At 63.9% G+C, this 18,902-nt stretch carries 19 protein-coding genes; 6 read left to right on the top strand and 13 right to left on the bottom strand.

All coding sequences use genetic code 11. The annotated features are described in order from the left end of the window. Positions 1–7: 7 nt before the first annotated feature. Entirely contained in the window at positions 8–2,425 is a 2,418-nt protein-coding gene (locus DTX69_RS16860) for an LPS-assembly protein LptD (protein ID WP_162917291.1), read from the bottom strand. Positions 2,426–2,725: 300 nt separating this feature from the next. On the opposite strand from DTX69_RS16860, the gene DTX69_RS16855 reads away from it, so the two are divergent. Next, a complete protein-coding gene (locus tag DTX69_RS16855) occupies positions 2,726–4,225 on the top strand; it encodes a leucyl aminopeptidase (protein ID WP_119302724.1) in 1,500 nt (499 codons plus the stop codon). Positions 4,226–4,235: 10 nt separating this feature from the next. Next, positions 4,236–4,694 (top strand): DNA polymerase III subunit chi, encoded by a 459-nt coding sequence (locus DTX69_RS16850; RefSeq protein ID WP_119302723.1) that lies wholly within the window; start codon positions 4,236–4,238, stop codon positions 4,692–4,694. A gap of 4 nt (positions 4,695–4,698) precedes the next feature. Here the strand turns inward: DTX69_RS16850 and DTX69_RS16845 are convergent, their stop codons facing one another. The 4 genes from DTX69_RS16845 to DTX69_RS16830 form a co-directional block, all read right to left on the bottom strand. After that, complete coding sequence (locus tag DTX69_RS16845; protein ID WP_284735837.1) at positions 4,699–5,052, bottom strand: zf-TFIIB domain-containing protein; 354 nt, start codon at positions 5,050–5,052, stop codon at positions 4,699–4,701. A gap of 133 nt (positions 5,053–5,185) precedes the next feature. Beyond that, the gene (locus tag DTX69_RS16840) at positions 5,186–5,692 is read right to left on the bottom strand and encodes a DUF2199 domain-containing protein (protein WP_162917290.1); all 507 of its coding nucleotides are present in this window, start codon (positions 5,690–5,692) and stop codon (positions 5,186–5,188) included. An 11-nt stretch (positions 5,693–5,703) separates the two neighbouring features. Continuing rightward, positions 5,704–6,225 carry a PAS domain-containing protein gene (locus DTX69_RS16835; protein ID WP_162917289.1) on the bottom strand — a complete coding sequence of 174 codons (522 nt, stop codon included), beginning with the start codon at positions 6,223–6,225 and terminating at the stop codon, positions 5,704–5,706. A gap of 82 nt (positions 6,226–6,307) precedes the next feature. After that, the gene (locus DTX69_RS16830; RefSeq protein ID WP_119302719.1) at positions 6,308–8,182 is read right to left on the bottom strand and encodes an ABC-F family ATP-binding cassette domain-containing protein; all 1,875 of its coding nucleotides are present in this window, start codon (positions 8,180–8,182) and stop codon (positions 6,308–6,310) included. 110 nt (positions 8,183–8,292) lie between these two features. Here DTX69_RS16830 and ndk point away from each other — a divergent pair, with 110 nt between their 5' ends. Then, entirely contained in the window at positions 8,293–8,715 is a 423-nt protein-coding gene (gene ndk, locus DTX69_RS16825; protein ID WP_119302718.1) for a nucleoside-diphosphate kinase, read from the top strand. 76 nt (positions 8,716–8,791) lie between these two features. On the opposite strand, the gene DTX69_RS16820 is transcribed toward ndk, so the two are convergent. The 4 genes from DTX69_RS16820 to purM all read right to left on the bottom strand — a co-directional run bounded on the left by DTX69_RS16820 (position 8,792) and on the right by purM (position 11,527). Further along, positions 8,792–9,007, bottom strand: coding sequence for a hypothetical protein (locus DTX69_RS16820; protein WP_119302717.1), 216 nt, complete (start codon positions 9,005–9,007; stop codon positions 8,792–8,794). A gap of 73 nt (positions 9,008–9,080) precedes the next feature. After that, a complete protein-coding gene (locus DTX69_RS16815) occupies positions 9,081–9,740 on the bottom strand; it encodes a ribonuclease T2 family protein (protein ID WP_162917288.1) in 660 nt (219 codons plus the stop codon). Between the two features lie 77 nt (positions 9,741–9,817). Further along, complete coding sequence (purN, locus tag DTX69_RS16810) at positions 9,818–10,477, bottom strand: phosphoribosylglycinamide formyltransferase (protein ID WP_119302715.1); 660 nt, start codon at positions 10,475–10,477, stop codon at positions 9,818–9,820. 3 nt (positions 10,478–10,480) lie between these two features. Beyond that, a complete protein-coding gene (gene purM / locus DTX69_RS16805) occupies positions 10,481–11,527 on the bottom strand; it encodes a phosphoribosylformylglycinamidine cyclo-ligase (protein WP_322090894.1) in 1,047 nt (348 codons plus the stop codon). A gap of 116 nt (positions 11,528–11,643) precedes the next feature. Here purM and DTX69_RS16800 point away from each other — a divergent pair, with 116 nt between their 5' ends. Genes DTX69_RS16800 through DTX69_RS16790 form a run of 3 tightly spaced genes read left to right on the top strand, consistent with a single transcriptional unit; the run spans position 11,644 to position 14,603 of the window. Beyond that, on the top strand, positions 11,644–12,843 hold the full coding sequence (locus DTX69_RS16800; RefSeq protein ID WP_119302713.1) for a DUF2066 domain-containing protein: 1,200 nt from the start codon (positions 11,644–11,646) through the stop codon (positions 12,841–12,843). A gap of 6 nt (positions 12,844–12,849) precedes the next feature. Then, the gene (locus DTX69_RS16795) at positions 12,850–13,965 is read left to right on the top strand and encodes an AI-2E family transporter (protein WP_119302712.1); all 1,116 of its coding nucleotides are present in this window, start codon (positions 12,850–12,852) and stop codon (positions 13,963–13,965) included. Beyond that, positions 13,965–14,603 (top strand): HdaA/DnaA family protein, encoded by a 639-nt coding sequence (locus DTX69_RS16790; protein WP_119302711.1) that lies wholly within the window; start codon positions 13,965–13,967, stop codon positions 14,601–14,603. Before DTX69_RS16795 ends, DTX69_RS16790 begins: the two co-directional genes overlap by 1 nt. On the opposite strand, the gene mobB is transcribed toward DTX69_RS16790, so the two are convergent. The 4 genes from mobB to folB form a co-directional block, all read right to left on the bottom strand. Further along, positions 14,587–15,093 carry a molybdopterin-guanine dinucleotide biosynthesis protein B gene (gene mobB / locus DTX69_RS16785; RefSeq protein ID WP_119302710.1) on the bottom strand — a complete coding sequence of 169 codons (507 nt, stop codon included), beginning with the start codon at positions 15,091–15,093 and terminating at the stop codon, positions 14,587–14,589. The two genes, DTX69_RS16790 and mobB, sit on opposite strands and share 17 nt — an antisense overlap. Beyond that, positions 15,090–15,683, bottom strand: coding sequence for a CDP-diacylglycerol--glycerol-3-phosphate 3-phosphatidyltransferase (gene pgsA, locus DTX69_RS16780; protein ID WP_119302709.1), 594 nt, complete (start codon positions 15,681–15,683; stop codon positions 15,090–15,092). The genes mobB and pgsA overlap by 4 nt, the downstream gene beginning before the upstream one ends. Before the next feature lie 141 nt (positions 15,684–15,824). Further along, on the bottom strand, positions 15,825–17,804 hold the full coding sequence (gene uvrC / locus DTX69_RS16775; RefSeq protein ID WP_119302862.1) for an excinuclease ABC subunit UvrC: 1,980 nt from the start codon (positions 17,802–17,804) through the stop codon (positions 15,825–15,827). A 561-nt stretch (positions 17,805–18,365) separates the two neighbouring features. Next, positions 18,366–18,776, bottom strand: coding sequence for a dihydroneopterin aldolase (gene folB, locus DTX69_RS16770; protein ID WP_119302708.1), 411 nt, complete (start codon positions 18,774–18,776; stop codon positions 18,366–18,368). Positions 18,777–18,902 lie beyond the last annotated feature (126 nt).

The raw sequence follows: 18,902 nt of genomic DNA, 5'->3' as shown, positions 1-18,902 counted from the left end.
TCAAGACTCAGTAAGGTATATCGAGCCCACCCAGGTTCCTGAAGTTTATTGTAAAGAGCGCCTCGACCTCACCATCGGACTGTTCGGTATCGCCTCCCGGCGCATAGGAGATGTCGAAGCCCATGTCAAAGCACTCGTCCAGATATCTGAACCCGCTGCCGACCGACAGCAGGCGATTTTGCTGCAGATCATAGGACGATCGGACGTTTACCGACCAGTAGTCCGAAAGGTGGGCGCTTGCATAGCCGCTCACTTGTTCGCGATCGCCGAATTCGATGCCATCGCTGGCAATGAAGGCATAGGAGCCCGCCAGGGCAAAATCAGAGGTGTAGTAGCTGGCCCGCGCCTCGTGCCGCTGGAAGACCACGTCCTCCGCATCGAAGCGGAAACGATAGCTGAGATCAACCCCGCTTATCGGTCGGAACTGCAGCCGGCCGACCGCGTCGGTCAGGTCATCATCGATGCCGGTTCCGGTACGGAACTCGTCATTGTCGTCGTGCTCGAACTGGAAGCTCTGGCCCAGGAAGGCGTTAATGTAACCGCCTTGGGGCGTGTAGGCCGACCATTGCGCGCCATAGGTGGCGCGCGAACCCGTATCCTTCCGATCAAGTCCCGGGAACCGGTCGGCGAGGAAGAGATTGGTGTCGTCCAACTCGAAGGCGCGGCTGTCCTCGTTCGGGATGTTGCCCGTGTTGCCGCTGTCGGGCGAGCCGACCACTTGGATTATCGGCTCCAATACCTGGGTGAAGTTCGGGCTGGGCCGGATGAACGGGTAGCGCCATTCCAAGCTCGCCTTGGGCAGCACGCGAACTTCCGTGTCGTCAATACCGCCGCTCGGATCGCGGATATCGCTGTTGGGATCCACTTCATGCACAGCGTGGAGGGTCATGGGCATTTCCAGCGTCAGGCGATAGATGTCGCCCATTGAGCTGGTATAGGGCAGCGTCCAATAGGGGTTGGCGGCAATACGCACCACTTCGCGTCCCTCAAGGCGGCGCAGATTCATGAAGTTGGCGTCCAAACCCAAATACCCGCCGGCGACGCCCGGCTCGCCGACGAAGCGATAGTCCAACATCGGCGCGATGATCGGCAGCTCGTCGTTGTCGATGTCGTCGTCTGTGGTCTGGAAGGTGTAGGCCTGCGCCTCCGCATAGGAGCGTCCGAAGAAGCCCTCCAGGTACGCAGTCTGGGTGAGGATATCCCGCGAGCCGAGATGAAACCTTCTCAGATAGCTCTTGTCGGTCGCCGCCTTGAAGTCGAAGCCGGTGCGCCAGTTGTCATCGATTTCGAACAGGCCCTCGCCTTCGACATGGCCGCGGAAGTCATCGGAGATCTCGCGGACATCGCTTTCCCTTGCCGCGTCGGACTCCCGATCTTCGACAGTGCCCGATCCCTCAAGCCGGAACCTGCCGTCGACCACGCGCTGGCGATATTCGAGCATGGCGACACCACCCGGACGGTCCTGGACGTCGCCGCCGAACGTGAAGATTGGCGTGAAGGTGATGTCCTTGTCCGGCGCCAGCACGTGGTAGTAGGGCGTGGAGATCTGCAGGCCGTTCTCGCTGGAGAAGTGAAGCTCAGGCGTAAGCATGCCGCTCTGCCGGTCGACCCCGAAATCCGGATGGCGGAACCAGGGCGTGTACAGCACCGGCACGCCGAACATCTCCAGCCAGGCATCGTGATAGGTGATCGTCTCCTCCACCTTGTGGCGGATCGCCGAATAGGCCTTCACCTGCCATAGCGGCGCGCGCGAAGGATCCTCCGCGCACGGCGCGCAGGGGGTATAGACGCCCTTGCGCAGGATCTCCTTGGTGTCCTGCTCAACGCGGTAGGCACGGTTTGCCGCCAGGCGGGCGTTGTCCTTCATCAGCATGCGGAAGTCATAGAGAATGCCTTCCTTCACATCGTCGGTCACATCGGCATAGGTCGCGAACTGGATATCGCCGTCGGGCTCTATGAGCACGACATTGCCTGAAGCCGTGATGCGCTTGGTGCGCTCGTTGTAGGTAACGACGTCGGCCTTGACGATCCTGCCTTCGCGCAGGATTTCGACATGGCCGCGCGCGACGAAGATTCCGAGATTCTCGTCGTGACCGACCTCGTCGGCGATCATTCTGATGGTGGTGTCTTCTTCATCGACCTGCGCCGGCGCGCCCGGCTGGGTGCCGGGTACTTCCTGCGCGCCGCCTGGCGCAGGTTGGATCGGGGGCGGCAGCGGCACGTCAATCTCATTGTCGTCGTCATAGTCTTGGGCGGTCTGGATGGTGAGCGACGGCTGGTGAAGGCCGTGGTCGGCATTAGCCGAATTGTGATCGTCCAAGTCCCTGGCGTTAGCCGGCAGCGAGCAGCCGATCAGGCTGGCGCACAGCACCGTCAGCAGGCCGCTCATAACGATGTCGGTCAGTCCGCGCCGCTTACCCGCCACGATGGAACGATCACTCCCCCAGAACCCACGCCTGATGCCCTGCTACCTGGGCCCGTTCCGTGGACCCTCGTCCGGCTTGCGCCAGCCTCCATTTTGCCCCCGAGAAGGCGGGGCTAAAGTAGCATGTTGTCGGCAATCGTCTACATTTTTCATGGCGTTAGCCAAATTGCCGCGACTCGCTGAAGAATGCTGGAGAGGCTGGACAGGCGCTGGAAAGCCTGCAAAGACTCGTCGCTCCAAAAGTCATTCCGCCGACCGATCCGGCCGGTCCGGCCAGAGTTTCAGTCCAAGAGGTCTTTCATGAAAATCGCGTTTGCTAAACCCGAGATTCCGGCGTCCGGGACGCTGGTCGCATTGGCCGCCGAAGGCCGCAAGCTGGGCAAGCTTGCGCAGCAGCTCGACAAGACGACCAAGGGCGCGATCACGCGGGCGCTGGAAGCCAGCCGGTTCAAGGGAGGTGCGGAGGAATTCCTCACAATCCTGGCGCCGGCCGGTGTCGACGTGGCGCGCATCATCGTGGCCGGCATCGGCGCGCCGGCGAAATACGACACCCTGGCGGCGCAGTCGCTGGGCGGACGGCTGGTCGCCGCGCTCAACAACACGGGTGAGAAGGACGTATCGATCTGGATCGAATCGATCGGCGATATGAAGCTGGCGGAGGCCGATTTTGCCGCCAACGTCGCCTACGGCGCGCGGCTCCGCTTCTATCGGTTCGACAAATACAAGACCAAAGAAAAGCCCGAGCAGAAGCCGAGCGTGAAGCGCTTCACCGTGCTGGTGGGCGATGCGGCCGATGCCAAGCGCACCTTCGATCCGATGGACAAGGTGGTCGACGCGGTGAATGTCACGCGCGACCTCGTTTCCGAGCCGGCCAACATCATCTATCCCCAGACGCTGGCAGCCGAGGCGCGCAAGCTCTCCGAGGTCGGCGTCGAGGTCAAGGTGCTGGGCGTCAAGGAAATGACCAAGCTCGGCATGGGTGCCCTGCTCGGCGTGGGGCAGGGCAGCAGCCGCGAAAGCCAGCTGGTCACCATGCAATGGAACGGTGCCGACTCGAAGCAGAAGCCGATCGCCTTCGTGGGCAAGGGTGTCACCTTCGATACCGGGGGCATCTCGATCAAGCCGGCCCAGGGCATGGAGGACATGAAGTGGGATATGGCGGGCTCCGCCGCCGTTATCGGCGCCATGCGGGCCTTGGCCTCGCGCAAGGCGAAGGTCAACGCGGTCGGCGTCGTGGGCCTGGTCGAGAACATGCCATCCGGCACCGCGCAGCGGCCGGGCGACATCGTCACCAGCATGTCGGGCCAGACCATCGAAGTGCTCAATACGGATGCGGAGGGCCGCCTCGTGCTGGCCGACGCCATGTGGTACTGCCAGGAGACCTTCAAGCCCAGGGTGATGATCGACTTGGCGACCTTGACCGGCGCCATCCTGATCGCGCTCGGCACCGTCTACGCCGGCATGTACGCCAACGACGAGGAACTCGCCAAACAGCTGGAGGAGAGCGGCAAGGCGACCGGCGAGCTGCTGTGGCGCATGCCGTTGGCGCAGGCCTACAACAAGATGATGGATTCGCCCGCCGCCGACGTGAAGAACATCAGCGGCAGCCGCAACGCAGGCAGCATCACCGCCGCCGAGTTCCTGCAGCGCTTCGTGCAGAAGGGCACGATCTGGTCGCATCTCGACATCGCCGGCATGGCCTGGTCCGACAAGGACAGCCCGACCACGCCGCGCGGCGCGACCGGCTTCGGCGTGCGGCTGCTCGACCATCTGGTCGCAAAGCACTACGAGGAAAAGTAACCGAGAGGCGATGAGCGAGATCCGCTTCTACCACCTGCAGCGCGCGAGCCTCGAGGACACGTTGCCTGTGATCCTCGAGCGCGCCTACGGGCGGGGGGAGCGGACGCTCGTGATGGCCGGTTCATCGGAGCGCGTCGAGGCTCTGGCCGCGCATCTTTGGACCTACCGGCCCGAGAGTTTCCTGCCGCACGGCACGGCCAAGGACGGCTCCGCCAGTGAGCAGCCGATCTATTTGACTGCCGAAGCGGAGAATCCGAACGGTGCGAAGCTGCTGATCCTGTGCGATGGCGCCGAGCGTGCCGATTGCGGCGACTTCCCGCTGGTGTGCGAGATGTTCGACGGCAACGACGAGATGGCCGTCGCCGCCGCGCGCGAGCGCTGGAAGGCGTACAAGGAAGCAGGCCACAAGCTGGTCTATTTCCAGCAATCGCCGGTTGGCAAGTGGGAAGAGAAGGCGCGGAGCGAGTGAGATCTCAGTCGAAAATCTCTGAGAGCCACGACTTGCGGCGATAGGGCTTGCCGTAATAGCCGCGTTCGCCCCGCTCGCCATACTCGCCGCGCTCGCCATACTCTCCGCGTTCGCCATACTCGCCGCGCTCGCCATAGCCGGCGTGGCCGGGATGTGGCTGCGCTTGCGGCTGCGGGGCAGCGGGGCGCTGCTGCATCTCCTGGGCGGCGCTCTTTTCGATGATCTTGTCGAGTTCGCCGCGATCGAGCCACACGCCGCGGCATTTCGGGCAATAATCGATCTCCACATCCTTGCGTTCGGTCATGACCAGATCGACCTTGCAAACGGGGCACAGGAGTCCGATGGCAGCTTGGCTCATGTCATCCATCCTATCGGCAATAACCAGTGAGAATGCAGCAACAATCGACGCACACTTTTGTTCGCTGCGCCTTGGGCTTTCAGGCACGGGTCATAGTCATTTTGTGATTGCCGCGAGGCGTTTCAACCCGCGTTCAATTGTCGCGCGGATGAAACGCGGGTGCGGCCAGCTCGATGGCGCGTTCCCACGTGATCCCACTGGACCAGTCATGGTAAAGCGGGTGTTCGACGGCCTTCAACTCGACCAGAGGTCGCTTCGTTCCCCGTTGCCAGCGGGTCTGCGTATGCAGGTTGATCGTATCGGGATATCCCGGCAGTCGATTCGAGAGATAGCCAAAGGTCTGCCGTTCGGGCGTATCCGGAAAGCTCTCGACATAGTCCCGGAAATTCGTCGCGCTCTGGGACACCCACACACCCCAGAGGAACGGGTCCTCGACGCCGACGATCGGCACTTCGAGGATGCAGCGGATGAAGTAGTCGCGCTCCTCGATCATGCAGAAGTCGTCGCTGAGCCGCGATTTTCCGGTGCTGGTATCGGGCTGCTGGGCATGCCAGTGGTACGGTGAAGCGAAGGCCACGCTGGGCGAACCCTTGTGCGATTCTCCGCAGGTCGGGCATGTGAAGCTGAAGGAGGGCCGCATGCTTCGGCCCCTCACTTGCCTTCCGGCGACCAGCCGCCGGCGATCCATCGGAAGGAGGAATAGACCAGCACCATGTTGACCAGTGCACCGTCGTTCGAGAGCGGCAGATAGATGGTGGCGGAGGGTGACCATTCCTGGCCTGGCAGATGGTAGCAATCGTCGTCCAGGAAGGGGCAGCGGGTTTCGACGACACGGCTGTAACAGGTGGTCACGGTGTCGGCCGACTTTCCGTAGAAGGCCTCGACGACACGCTTTCCCGTCGGGTCATGACCGCGCATCTCCACCTCGCGTGTGCCGACCAGGCGGTAAACGAAGTCCAAGGATCCGTCCTGTGTCCTCTGCACATCGACCAGCAACATGCCCGGCAGCAGCCGCTTGATCTCAGCCGGCTCGATATCGGCACGCGCCGGCATGGGCCGCGGACCCCGCTTGTGCTGCCAGTAGGCATACATTTCGAGCAGATCGGGCGGCGCACCGGCCAGGGCACCATCGGCCGTCTCCGGATGATCCTGATCGGGCGAGAGCAGCGGCATGACCGGCTCTTTTTTTGGTGGTGGCCAGCAGTTCACCTTGCCACGCGCGCCGGGGTGCCGCAAGCACAGCTCCGCGTCGAGACTAGGCGCTGGCCTCGTCGAGCGAGGTTTGCGCCCGCAGCCATGCGTCCTCCGCGTCCGACAGGCGCCTGGAGACATCGGCATGCTTGCGCTGCCAATCGGCGATGGTCTCCGCGCTCTCGTTGTAGAGCGCCGGATCGGCTAGCTTCTTCTCGATCAGCGCCAGCGCCTGGGACAGCTTGTCGACCACCAGCGCGGATTGCTCGAGTTGACGCTTGAGGTCCGCAGCTGGCGTCGTCGTCGGAGCGCTCCGGCGTTCGGCTCGAGCCTCGCGCCGATCGCGACCGCGCGGGCCGCGGTCGGTGCCTGCGCCATCCTCCGTCAGCACCAGCTCGCGATAATCGTCTAGGTCGCCATCGAACTGGCGGCACAGCCCATCCTTGACCAGCCAGAACCGGTCGACTGTCAATTCGATCAGGTGCGGATCGTGGCTGATGAGCACGACGGCGCCGGGGAATTCGTTGATCGCCTGCACCAGCGCCTGGCGCGAGTCGATGTCGAGATGGTTCGACGGCTCGTCCAGCAGCAAGATGTTGGGCGCGCCGTGGCTCATGAGCGCCAGAAGCAGTCGCGCTTTCTCTCCGCCGGAGAGGCTGCCGACCTTGGTGTTGGCGCGCAGCACGTCGAGGCCGAACTGGGCGAGATGCGCGCGGCACTTCTCCGGAGTGAGATTGGGCGCCGCGCGCTCCATCGACAGCAGCGGCGTCGCCTCGAGATCAAGCTCGTCGGTCTGATGCTGGGCGAAATAACCGACCTTAAGCTTGCGCGAACGGCGGATCTCGCCCGCCATCGGCTGCAGCCGGTCGGCCAGCAATTTCGCCATGGTGGACTTGCCATTGCCGTTGGCGCCCAGCAGGGCGATGCGCTCGTCGGGATCGAGGCGCAGATTGATTCGGCTCAGCACCGGTCTGCCAGGCTCGTAGCCGACGGCGACATGGTCCATGACGATGAGTGGCGGTGCCAGTTCCTCAGGCTCGGGGAAATGGAACTCGATGCCGCGCTCTTCGACCACCGCCGCGATCGGTTCCATCTTCGCCAGCGCTTTCAGGCGCGACTGGGCCTGGCGCGCCTTGCTGGCTTTGTAGCGGAAACGGTCGATGAAGGCCTGCATATGCTTGCGCTGTGCATCCTGCTTAGCCTTCGCCGCCGCCTGCAGCGCAAGACGTTCTCGGCGCGCGCGCTCGAAATCGTCATAGCCGCCGGTATAGACCGTGAGCTTGCGATCGTGCAGGTGCACGATCTTGTCGACCGCGCGATTGAGCAGGTCACGATCGTGGCTAACCAGCAGCACCGTGTGCGGATAGCGCTTCAGGAATTCCTCGAGCCACAACGTCGCTTCGAGGTCGAGGTGATTGGTCGGCTCGTCCAGCAGCAACAGATCGGGCGCCTGGAACAGCAACGCCGCGAGCGCGACACGCATGCGCCAACCGCCGGAGAAATCGCTGCAGGGGCGCTGCTGCGCCTCGGCATCGAAGCCGAGGCCGTGCAAAATGGCACCCGCGCGCGCCGGCGCGGAGTGCGCGTCGAGTTCATGCAGGCGCTGATGAATGTCGGCGATGCGATGGCCGTCGGTCGCGTGCTCCGCTTCCTCCAGCAGGCTCTGCCGTTCGGTATCGGCGGCGAGCACTGTGTCCAGCAGGCTCTGCGGCCCGCTCGGCGCCTCCTGCGCGATGCGGCCGACACGCGTGTTGTTGGGCAGGCGGATCTCGCCGTTATCGGCATGCAGGTCGCCGGCGATGAGCCTGAGGAGCGTGGTCTTGCCCGTGCCGTTGCGCCCGATCAGGCCGGCCTTGTGACCGGCGGGCAGCGTCAGGCTCGCGCCCTCGAGAAGCGGGCGCCCGGCGATGCGGCAAGTCAGGTCGGTGATCGTTAACATGGCACAATTACTTGATTTCGGGGCCTTTTCGCGCCGTAAGATGCGCGTTGCGGCTGGGCGGCGGACTGTATATAACCCCGCGCCAGTTTCGCCAACAGGAGCAAGAGAAAATGGCCAAGGAACGGACCTTGTCGATCATCAAGCCGGACGCCACGCGCCGCAATTTGACCGGCAAGATCAATGCGCGGATCGAGGAAGCAGGCCTGCGCATCGTCGCGCAGAAGCGGCTATGGCTGAGCCGCGCCCAGGCCGAGAAGTTCTACGAAGTACACAAGGAGCGGCCGTTCTACAACGATCTGTGCAATTTCATGACCTCCGGTCCCGTGGTCGTGCAGGTGCTGGAAGGCGAGAACGCCGTCGCCAAGTATCGCGACGTGATGGGTGCCACCAATCCTGCCAATGCCGCGCAGGGCACCATCCGCAAGGATTTTGCGGAATCGATCGAAGCCAATTCGGTGCACGGCTCCGACTCGCCGGAGAACGCGAAGATCGAGTGCGCGTTCTTCTTCAGCGGGATCGAGCTGGTCGGCTGATCCGTTTGCCACGGCCTAAAACGGAAACGGCGCCGGTCACTCCGGCGCCGTTTTTTCGTCTGTGCTGGCCTGCGACCTAAGAGCGCAGGGTCGCGAATGCGGTGATGAAGGTGGCCACCAGGACCAGCAGGACCGAGAAAATGGTCAAGCCGATCGACGGGCCGTAGATGTAAAACAGGGTCGCGATCAGGGTGATGATCGCCGCATGGATCGTGCCCCAGAAGAGGAACCGCGAAAAACCCTTCCAACCTTCCTGGCGGCTGGCGAGAAGTTGATCCTGTTCACTGGCCATACGGCAAGCTCCACGAAAATGTCTCCGAATGGGCCGGTTTCTAGCCGAGCCGGCGGCCTTCCGCAAGACCGGGCTAGCCGGCCGAGTCGACCCACATATCCTCTCCACAATTGTCGGCGGCGGCGCCTTCCAGGTATAGATCGTTCCCTTCCAGCGACCCTTTGAGGCCGTCCTGCTTCAGCGCGACGCGGATCTCGGCCAGGTAGCGGCGGCCATTGCGCTCGGTGCAGACCAGGGTCAAGGCCTTGCTCGATCCCGCGCCGAAGGCTGCCTCGAAAGCGTTGCGTAGTTGTTGCGGTGTGATGTGGCGCCCGACATTGACGGCGATGACTTGGTTCAGCGGCGTTGTCTGCAACGCCTTCGCGAGGCGCAGCGTATCCGCAAAATAGACTTCGGCATCGGTTCCCGCGCAGGTTCCGTGCTTGATCCATTCATGCCGGTCCAGGCACGACGTGGCGCCCGGCATGGCGGACGAGAGCGCGGCCCGCGTCTTGGCGCTGATCTTCGGCTCCGGCAGTTCGCACCAGTTCTTCGCCTCATCCAGGGCTTTCATCTCGGTATCGACGCGACAATAAGAGGGGCCGCCACCCGGACGGTCGTTCGGCCACAGGCCATGCACCGTGAGGTTGCTCGCCGCGAAGTCCGCGCTGTCGAGTTCGCGGCACTCGGGCCGTTCCGCATTGAACTCGCAGAAGGCCGGTTGCCAGCTGAGGGCGAGGACGTAGTGCGACATGGATGGGGAATCCTCACATGCTGCCAAGGCAAGCGCAGCAACAAGCGCAGCGCTGCGCAGATGCCCTACTCGATGACTCATTGCGGAAGCGCCGGGTTGAATAGAACGCCATCCGCGGCCGGTTCATCACTGACGATTGCGCGCTCTTCTTCCACGCGCACTCTGCCTTCGGCGATCAATCGAAGCGCCAAGGGATAGAGCTTGTGCTCTGTCGCCAGAACGCGCGCGGCGAGGGTGCTTTCATCATCACCCGACAGGACGGGAACGGCAGCTTGCGCGATGATGGGGCCCATGTCGGTCTCGTGCCGCACGAAATGCACCGTGGCGCCATGGAAGCGCACGCCGGCGTTCAGGGCGCGCCGATGCGTGTCAAGGCCGGGAAAGGCCGGCAGCAGGGCCGGATGGATGTTGATCAGCCGATCCTGCCAAGTCGTCACGAATTGCGGCGTCAACAGGCGCATGAAACCGGCCAGCGCCACGAACTCTGCGCCGGCGGCGCGGATCTCGCGGTCCATCGCAATATCGAAATCGTCGCGCGTCGCAAAAGCCCTGTGATCGATGATTTCTGTCTTGAGCCCGGCCTTGGCCGCACGCTCCAGCCCAAGCGCATCCGCCTTGTTGGAAAGCACCAACACGATCCTCACCGGGCTGTCGGGCCCTTTGAATGCGTCGATCAGGGCTTGCAGATTGGAGCCGCGCCCGGAGATCAGGACGGCCACTTTCAGCGGCACCGGCATGACCTACCAGTGGCCGATGTTGCGCACGATGCAGCCCTCGGCGCCGCTCGCGCGCGGCACGATGCTGCCGATGCGATAGACCGTCTCGCCGTGATCCTTCAGCACTTGAGTGATACGCGCTTCCGAATCGGGCGCAACGACGGCAATCATGCCGATGCCGCAATTGAAGGTTCGGGTCATGTCCTCGCGCGGCACGCCGCCGGTCTTCATGAGCCAGCCGAATACCGATGGCAGCTTCCAGCTCGAACCGTCGATGTCGGCTTGCAGGGCATCGGGCAGCACGCGCGGCACATTGTCGACCAGACCGCCGCCGGTGATGTGCGCCAACGCCTTGACGCCGCCGGCTTTGATGGCTGCCAGCGCGCTCTTCACATAGATCCGCGTCGGCGTCATCAGCGCCTCGCCCAGCGACCTGCGCGTCTCGAAGGGGCAAGGCTCGGTCCAGCCGACGCCGGCTTGCTCGACGATCTTGCGCACCAGGGAGAAGCCATTGGAGTGCACGCCGCTCGACGCGAGGCCGAGAACCACGTCGCCCTCTTTGACGTCGGCGCCGGTCAGCGCCCGGTCGCGCTCCACCGCGCCGACTGCGAAGCCGGCGAGGTCGTAGTCGCCCTTGGCGTACATGCCGGGCATCTCCGCCGTCTCGCCGCCGACCAGGGCGCAGCCCGCCTGTTTGCAGCCATCCGCGATACCGGCGATGATCACGCGTGCCGCGGCGACGTCGAGCTTGCCGGTCGCGAAGTAGTCGAGGAAGAACAAGGGCTCCGCGCCCTGCACCACCAGGTCGTTGACGCACATGGCGACGAGGTCGATGCCGACGCTGTCATGCCGGCTGGCCTCGATCGCGACCTTCAGCTTGGTCCCGACGCCGTCGGTGGTGGAGACCAGCAAGGGGTCGCGATAGCCAGCGGCTTTCAGATCGAAGAAGGCGCCGAAGCCGCCGAGACCCGCATCCGAACCGCTGCGCGCGGTCGCCTTGGCGAGCGGCTTGATTGCCTCGACCAAGGCTTCTCCGGCATCGATATCGACGCCAGCCTCGCGATAGGTCAAGCCATTGCCGGCATTGGATTTGGCTGTCTCCTGCGGTGGGCGGGTTATGGCATCCTCCCCGGCGATGGGCTATAAGCGGTGCGGTCCGGACAATAAGGATTTCGAGGCCCGTTGCAATGGCATTGACGATCATCCGGCGGCACTGCCGCGTGCTTCTGGCGGTGCTTCTGCTGGTGCTTTCCGCTGGGGCGGCATGGGCGCAGGCGGGTCAGGTCTACACGGCGACCGGCATTGACGTGGACATCACCGGCGACATCGCGACCCTGCGTGACCAGGCGCTGCTGGAGGGCCAGCGCAAGGCCCTGCAGAAGGTGTTGAGCGATATCGCGCCGGCGGACCGCGTGGCCTCGCTGACCCTGCCCAGCGACGACGTGATCTCCGGCTGGGTGCAGGATTTCCAGATCGAGCAGGAGAAGACGTCTGCGACCCGCTACATCGGCCGCTTCACCTTCCGCTTCATGGCGGAGCCGGTGCAGCAGTTTCTCGCCGGCAACAATGTCGCGTTCGCGCAGATGCAGACCAAGCGCCTATTGGTACTGCCGGTCTATACCGATGAAGCCGGCAACAGCAACCTGTGGGGTCCGGCCAATCTCTGGCTGGGGGCATGGAGCGTCAAGGCGCCGAACGTCAGCCTGGTGCCAATGATCCTGCCGAGCGGCGATGTATCCGACACCAGCACCCTCTCTGCGACCCAGGCGCTGGCGGGTGATCTGCCGCGTCTCACAGCCTTGGCGGAGCGTTATGGCGCCGGCGACGTGCTGGTGGCGGAAGCGCGCGCGTCGCCGCCTGGAGAAGACGGCAAGCAGACGCTGGCGATCACCGCCACGCGCTACAGCCGCGAGACGCCGAAGAGCTTCAGCGATAGCGTGACCGGCGATGCGACGGCAATCGACGATCTGTTGGGACAGAGTGCCGATCGCACCATCGCGTGGGTGCAGAGCGAGTGGAAGCAAGCCAATCTGGTGGATGCCAGCAAGCAGTCGCGCATGACGGTCGAGGTGCCGATCAGCAGCCTCAAACAGTGGGTCGATATCAAGAAGCAGCTGGGTGGAGTGCCGTCGCTGAAGTCCGTGCAGCTGGTCAGCCTCACCCGCACACTGGCGGTCCTCGACATCACTTTCCTCGGCGATCTGCCGCAATTCCAGCGCTCGCTGGCACAACAGAGTCTCTCGCTGGCAATGGCCATCGGCGATCCGAGCAAGGGCACGCTGCGCCAGGACGCGAATGCCAGCGTCGGTCAGCCGCCTGCCCCGGCCCCGCTGCCCAGCCAGATGAATCAGCCGGCGGTGCCGAACGAGCCGGCCGTGCCGCAATAAAGCCGCATGACTCTTACGACCCAAGCCAAGATCTGGGGTATCGCGCTTGTCGTGTTCATCGCCCTTTTGGTGCTGCTGAAGGGCATCCTGCTGCCCTTCGTGGCGGGCATGGCGATCGCGTACATGCTGGATCCAATGTGCGACCGGCTGGAACGAGTGGGCACGTCACGAACCCTGGCGACCACGATCGTGACGGCGGTCTTCGCAATCGTCGTGATCCTGCTTCTGCTGCTGATTGTTCCGCTGGTGGTGCAGCAGGCGGTGGCATTTCTGGGCAGCCTGCCCGACCTCATCTCCCAGACCTATGGACGCATCGAGCCGTATTACCTGCAGCTTCAGCAGCGGCTGGACCTGCCCCCGCCGGAGGAGCTGACACAGATCGCGCGCACGCGCTTCGGCTCGGCGCTCACCTGGCTCGCCAACATCCTGCAGCAGCTCGTGGGCCAAGGATTAGCCTTCGCAAATCTGCTGTCGCTGATCTTCATCACCCCCGTCGTCACGTTCTACTTGCTACGCGACTGGGACCGGCTGGTGGCGAAGATCGACGAACTCCTGCCGCGCCACCACGCCGGCGTGATCCGCACCCAGGCCGGACTCGTCGATCGCACGCTGGCCGGGTTCGCGCGCGGCCAGTCGATGGTCTGCTTGATCCTTGCGCTGTTCTATGGGACCGCGCTGATGATCGTCGGCCTGCCGTTCGGGATCATCATCGGGCTGATCGCCGGCCTCCTGACCTTCGTTCCCTATGTCGGATCGCTCACGGGGTTCGTCGTTTCCGTCGCCGTTGCGATCGGTCACTACGACGACTGGTGGATGGTCGCCCTGGTCGCCATCATCTTCATCGTGGGCCAGGCAGTCGAGGGCAACTTCCTCACGCCCAAGCTGGTGGGCGACCGCGTGGGACTGCATCCGGTCTGGGTGATCTTTGCGCTGCTGGCGGGCGGCGCCCTGTTCGGCTTCGTCGGCCTGCTGCTGGCGGTGCCGCTGGCGGCGGTGATCGGCGTGCTGGTGCGCTTCAGCATCGGGCAATACCGCGCCAGCAAGCTCTATCTCGGTACCGCGCCGCCCGCCATTTCGCTGGTGGAGCCCGAGGATCCGACCGCGCCCGATTCCCGCGACTGATGGCACCCCAGCAGCTTCCGCTCGACCTGGAATACCGCCCGGCTCTCGGCATGGCCGATTTCGTGATCGCGCCCGGCAATCGCGATGCGGTGGCGTGGATCGACCGCTGGCCCGACTGGCCCGCGCATGCGCTCGCCATCCACGGGCCAAAGGGTTCGGGCAAGTCCCATCTGGCGCATGTCTGGCAGGCGCGCAGCCAGGCGGCGTTTCTGGAACGCGCGCCGGCCGAGGATGTGCCGCAATCGGTCGTGCTCGATGAGCCGCAGGGCTGGCCGGACGCCGCCCTGCTGCATCTCTACAATCGCCTCCGTGAGGCCGGCGGGCATCTGCTGATCGTCAGCGAAACGCCGCCGGCGCGCTGGCCGGTTGCGCTGCCCGATCTCGCTTCGCGCCTCGCCAGCATCCCGGCCGTCGCACTAGCCGCGCCCGACGACGATCTGCTGATTGCCGTGATGGCCAAGCAGTTTGCCGATCGCGGTCTCGAGGTGAACGAGGATGTGCTGCGCTATGTGGCGAGCCGCGTGGAGCGCTCCTTCGCGGCCGCCGCCGACATCGTCGCGCGCATCGATCGCGCTGCCTTGGCGCAGCAGCGCAAGGTGACGCTGGCCCTGGCGCGGGACATCATGGCTTCGCTTTGAGCCCGCAGTGCTTCACGATGAAGTCGGCGATGGCGGGGATGGCGTTGAGATCGATCACCGGTAGATTGGTGCCCTCGACCGGCGTGTCGGTGAGGATCGCGACATAGGTCGCATCGCCGGTGGAGAGCAGGGGCTTGCCGTTCTCCGCGCGATAGATTTCCAGCTTGTCGTGCGGCTCGCGCTTGAAGCCTTCGACCAGCAGCAGGTCGACGGGGCTCATGTGCTTCGTGAGATCCGCCGCGCTCGGCTCCTGGTCTTGCCGCAGCTCGTGCATCAAGGCCCAGCGCTTCTCCGATGCGATCAGTACTTCGGTCGCGCCGGCCTGGCGGTGGACGTAGGAGTCCTTGCCGGGCTGGTCGACATCGAAGCCGTGATGGGCGTGCTTCATGGTGGAGACGCTGACGCCGCGGCGGATGAGCTCGGGGATCAGCTTGCTGAGCAGTGTCGTCTTGCCGGCACCGCTCCACCCGCCCAGACCAAGGATCTTCATGCGTCGGGGGACCGGCCAGCCTGAGGCTTTGTCGGCTGCTCGGCCATGTGCTTCAGGCCGATCATCATGTAATCGTAGCCGGTGATCAGGGTCAGGCCGGCGGCAATCCACAGCAGGATTTCGCCGATCAGCATGGCGTTGATCGGCACTTCGCTTTCGGGTTTCGCGACGATCAGGAACCCGAGCGCGACCATCTGCACGGCCGTCTTCCATTTGGCGAGCATGCTGACCGGCACACCGACCCGCAGCTCCGCCAGGAACTCGCGCAAGCCGGAAACCAGGATCTCACGGCACAGAATGATGAGGGCAGCCAGGATAGACCAGTTGTCGATGTGCTGGATCGAGACGAGGATCAGCAGGACAGCAGCGACCACCAGCTTGTCGGCGATCGGATCAAGGAAGCGGCCGAGCGGCGAGACCTGGTCCAGGCGTCGCGCGATATAGCCGTCGAACCAGTCGGTCACGCAGGCGATGATGAACAGGACCAGCGCGATCCAATGCCACACCAGGCCCGGCAGCAACATGAAGCCTACGATCGCGGGAATCGCCGCGATGCGCGACATGGTGAGAATGTTGGCGAAATTCAGCATGGAAGGCGAATCTGGCTCCAATTGGCGGCGAGCATAGCAAATCGCCCAGAAGGTGTCACAGGCGGCGTGTCGCGGCCCTCATGTGTCTTGCCGGCCTTTATGTCAAATCCTGGCGTTCCATTCGGTTCCATCGCACGTCGCCTAGCCGCCGTGAAAATGGTCATAGATCTTCCTGGCGACGGTTTCGTTGATGCCTTCGACGGCGCACAGATCTGAAAGACCCGCACGCGCGACCGCGCGCGCCGAGCCGAAATGCAGCAACAGCGCCTTCTTGCGCTTGGCGCCGATGCCGGCGATCTGGTCCAGCTCCGACTTGCCGATCTGGGCCGAGCGCTTGGCTCGATGGGCGCCGATCACGAACCGGTGCGCTTCGTCGCGCAGCCGCTGCAGGAAATAGAGCACGGGGTTCTTGGGATCGAGCAGGAACGGCTCGCGCCCCGGCAGGAAAAAGCGCTCGCGTCCGGCATTGCGGTCGGGACCCTTCGCAATGGCGGCGACCGGCACATCGATTCCAAGCTCGCGGAAAACATCCGTCGCGGCGGAAAGCTGGCCAAGGCCGCCATCGATCAGCACGAGGTCCGGCCAGGTGCCGCCTTGCCGCTCCGGGTCCTCGCGGATGGCGCGGGAAAAGCGCCGTGTCAGGACTTGCCGCATCATGGCGTAGTCGTCACCGGGCTGGATTTCGATCTTGATCGATGCGTCGTCCATCGCGACGGCCGCACGTTCGGCCTCGCTCTCCGCCTCGTCCGTGCGAACCTCGCCGGCGGGTCCCAGTTCCGCCGCTTGTTGCACTGGCGGCGTGCTCTGTATTACCGGCCGGATCGCGAACTTGCGATACTGATTCTTCATAAAGCCCTCCGGCCCGGCGACGATCATCGCGCCATACGGGTTGGTGCCGGAGATGTGGCTGTTGTCATAGACCTCGATGCGCTTCGGCGGATGATCGAGCCCAAACAGATCGGCAATGCCGCGCAGCAATTTCTGCTGCGTGCCGGATTCGGCGATGCGGCGGATCAATGCTTCCTTGGCGTTCAGCAGCGCATGGTCCAACGCCTTGCGCTTGTCGCCGCGCTGTGGCGCCAGGATCTCGACCTTCGCGCCGGCGCGCACGCTGAGCGCTTCGGCCAGCAGCTCGCACTCGGTCGGCTCCTGGCTCACCAGGATGAGGCGCGGCGGCTGCTTGTTCTCGTAGAACTGGCCCATGAAGGCGGCGAGTACGTCCGGCAACTCCGCGCTCTTGTCATGCGAGGGGAAGTAGGCGCGGTTGCCGTAGTTCCCGTGGTTGCGGAAGAAGAAGACCTGGATGCAAGTCTGGCCGGCTTCCTGCCAGGGCGCGATGACATCCGCCTCCTCGACGCCCGCGAGGTTGATATCCTGGCGCGACTGGATCTGGGTGAGCGCCTGGATGCGATCGCGTAGGCGCGCCGCGCGCTCGAAGTCCAGCGCGTCGCTTGCTTCGCGCATCTCCAACACCAGGCGGTCCTGGATCTCCCGGCTCTTGCCAGTCAGGAAATCGCGAGCCTCGCGCACCAGCTCGCCGTAATCCTCGACCGAGATGCGCTGCACGCAGGGCGCCGAGCAGCGCTTGATCTGATACTGCAGGCAGGGGCGCGTGCGCATCGCGAACATGCTGTCGCTGCAATTGCGTAGCAGAAAGGCGCGCTGCAGGGCGACGATGGTGCGGTTGACCGCGCCGGCGGAGGCGAAGGGGCCGAAATACTCGCCGGGCCGGTTGCGCGCGCCGCGATGCTTGGTGATCTGCGGCACCGGATGATCGCCGGTGATGGCGATGTAGGGGAAGCTCTTGTCGTCGCGCAGCAGCACGTTGTAGCGCGGCAGATAGCGCTTGATGAGGTTGGCTTCCAGCAGCAGCGCCTCGACCTCAGTATGGGTCGCGACGAATTCCATGGTAGCCGTCTCCGCCACCATGCGCTGAAGCCGCGCATCGAGACGATAGATCTGGGTATAGGACGATACGCGCTTGCGGAGATCCCGCGCCTTGCCGACATAGAGCACATCGCCGCGTGCATTGATCATGCGATAGACGCCCGGCCCCGCCGGCAGGGTCTTCACCTGCTCGCGTATCACCTCCAGCCCATGGCCAAGGCCGCCCGCCGGCATTTCCACCGGCTCGGGCTGATCGTCGATCGCCTCGACAGGGTCGGGTCTGTTCGCTTTGGAGCTCATGAGCGTCGATTACGCTGCGCAAGGTCGCCGGTCAAATGGCGCCGCCCGATCCATAGATGTGTCGCTGCCGGACAAGTTTTGGAGGGCCAAATCGCAGGATTCCGCGGTTCCATTTACCAATCGGGAGTCGTCGTTTGACCAACCACTCAGATATCCACGAATCCTGTGGATAAGTCTGTCGAAAAAGCCGCTGCACAAATGTGTCAGTCTCGGATTCCCGCGGCTCCCCCTTGTTGCATAAAAATGAGGCACAAACTGCTATCCATCTGAAATCACGTGATTTCATTGAATCATCTGGTCATCGGATCGTCACAGACTCGAATCAGTACTTGACTCTTTCTGGACACCTAGACTCGCCTAGGGCTCTGTGCACAACTTGCCTCGGAAGCCGCAGGACTCCGCCATTTTGTCACTATAGTGATCGAAAAACTGGCGGATTCCCGCGCGAATCGCAGGGGTTGAGCAGGCCTGCTGATCGCATTTGAGGCGCCGAAATTAACGATTAACGCGGTGCCGCTCGATCTCCACGCCGACCGCGCTCGCTTCCGGCATCACGTCCAGCTTTTCGACCCGCACCTTGACGTCGAGGACGCGGTGGTCCTCCAGGCACTGGGCGGCAATCCGCTCGGCGAGGGTCTCGACCAGGTTGATGTGGCCTTCGCTCAGGAGCCGGCGGATGCCCTCGACCACCTCGGCATAGCAGACGACGTTGCGATGCTCGTCATTGATGGCCGGGTGCTCGACGCAGGTCAGCTCCAGATTGATGCGCACGCGCTGCTCGCCGTGCTTCTCGTGGCTGTAGACGCCAATCCGGCTGGGCAGGATCAGATCGCGCACGAGCACTTTCATGGTGCGGCCGTGCAAGGCGGCCGGCAAGGCGGTCACTCTCTCCGCGGGAGACGACATGATGGCTTGGATCCTTTCGGACGCTCGCCGCACTCTGGGGCTGTTGTGAGGAGAGCCGCACCCTGGGGCTCTCACCGATGGTTCGCAATTCCGGGCCGCACAGCGGCCATACCAACGACCCTAATA

The sequence above is a fragment of the Dongia deserti genome (assembly GCF_003574735.1).
Taxonomy (GTDB): domain Bacteria; phylum Pseudomonadota; class Alphaproteobacteria; order Dongiales; family Dongiaceae; genus Dongia_A; species Dongia_A deserti.
The sequence above is the reverse complement of the archived record's forward strand: the minus strand, read 5'-3'. Positions and strand labels throughout refer to the sequence as shown.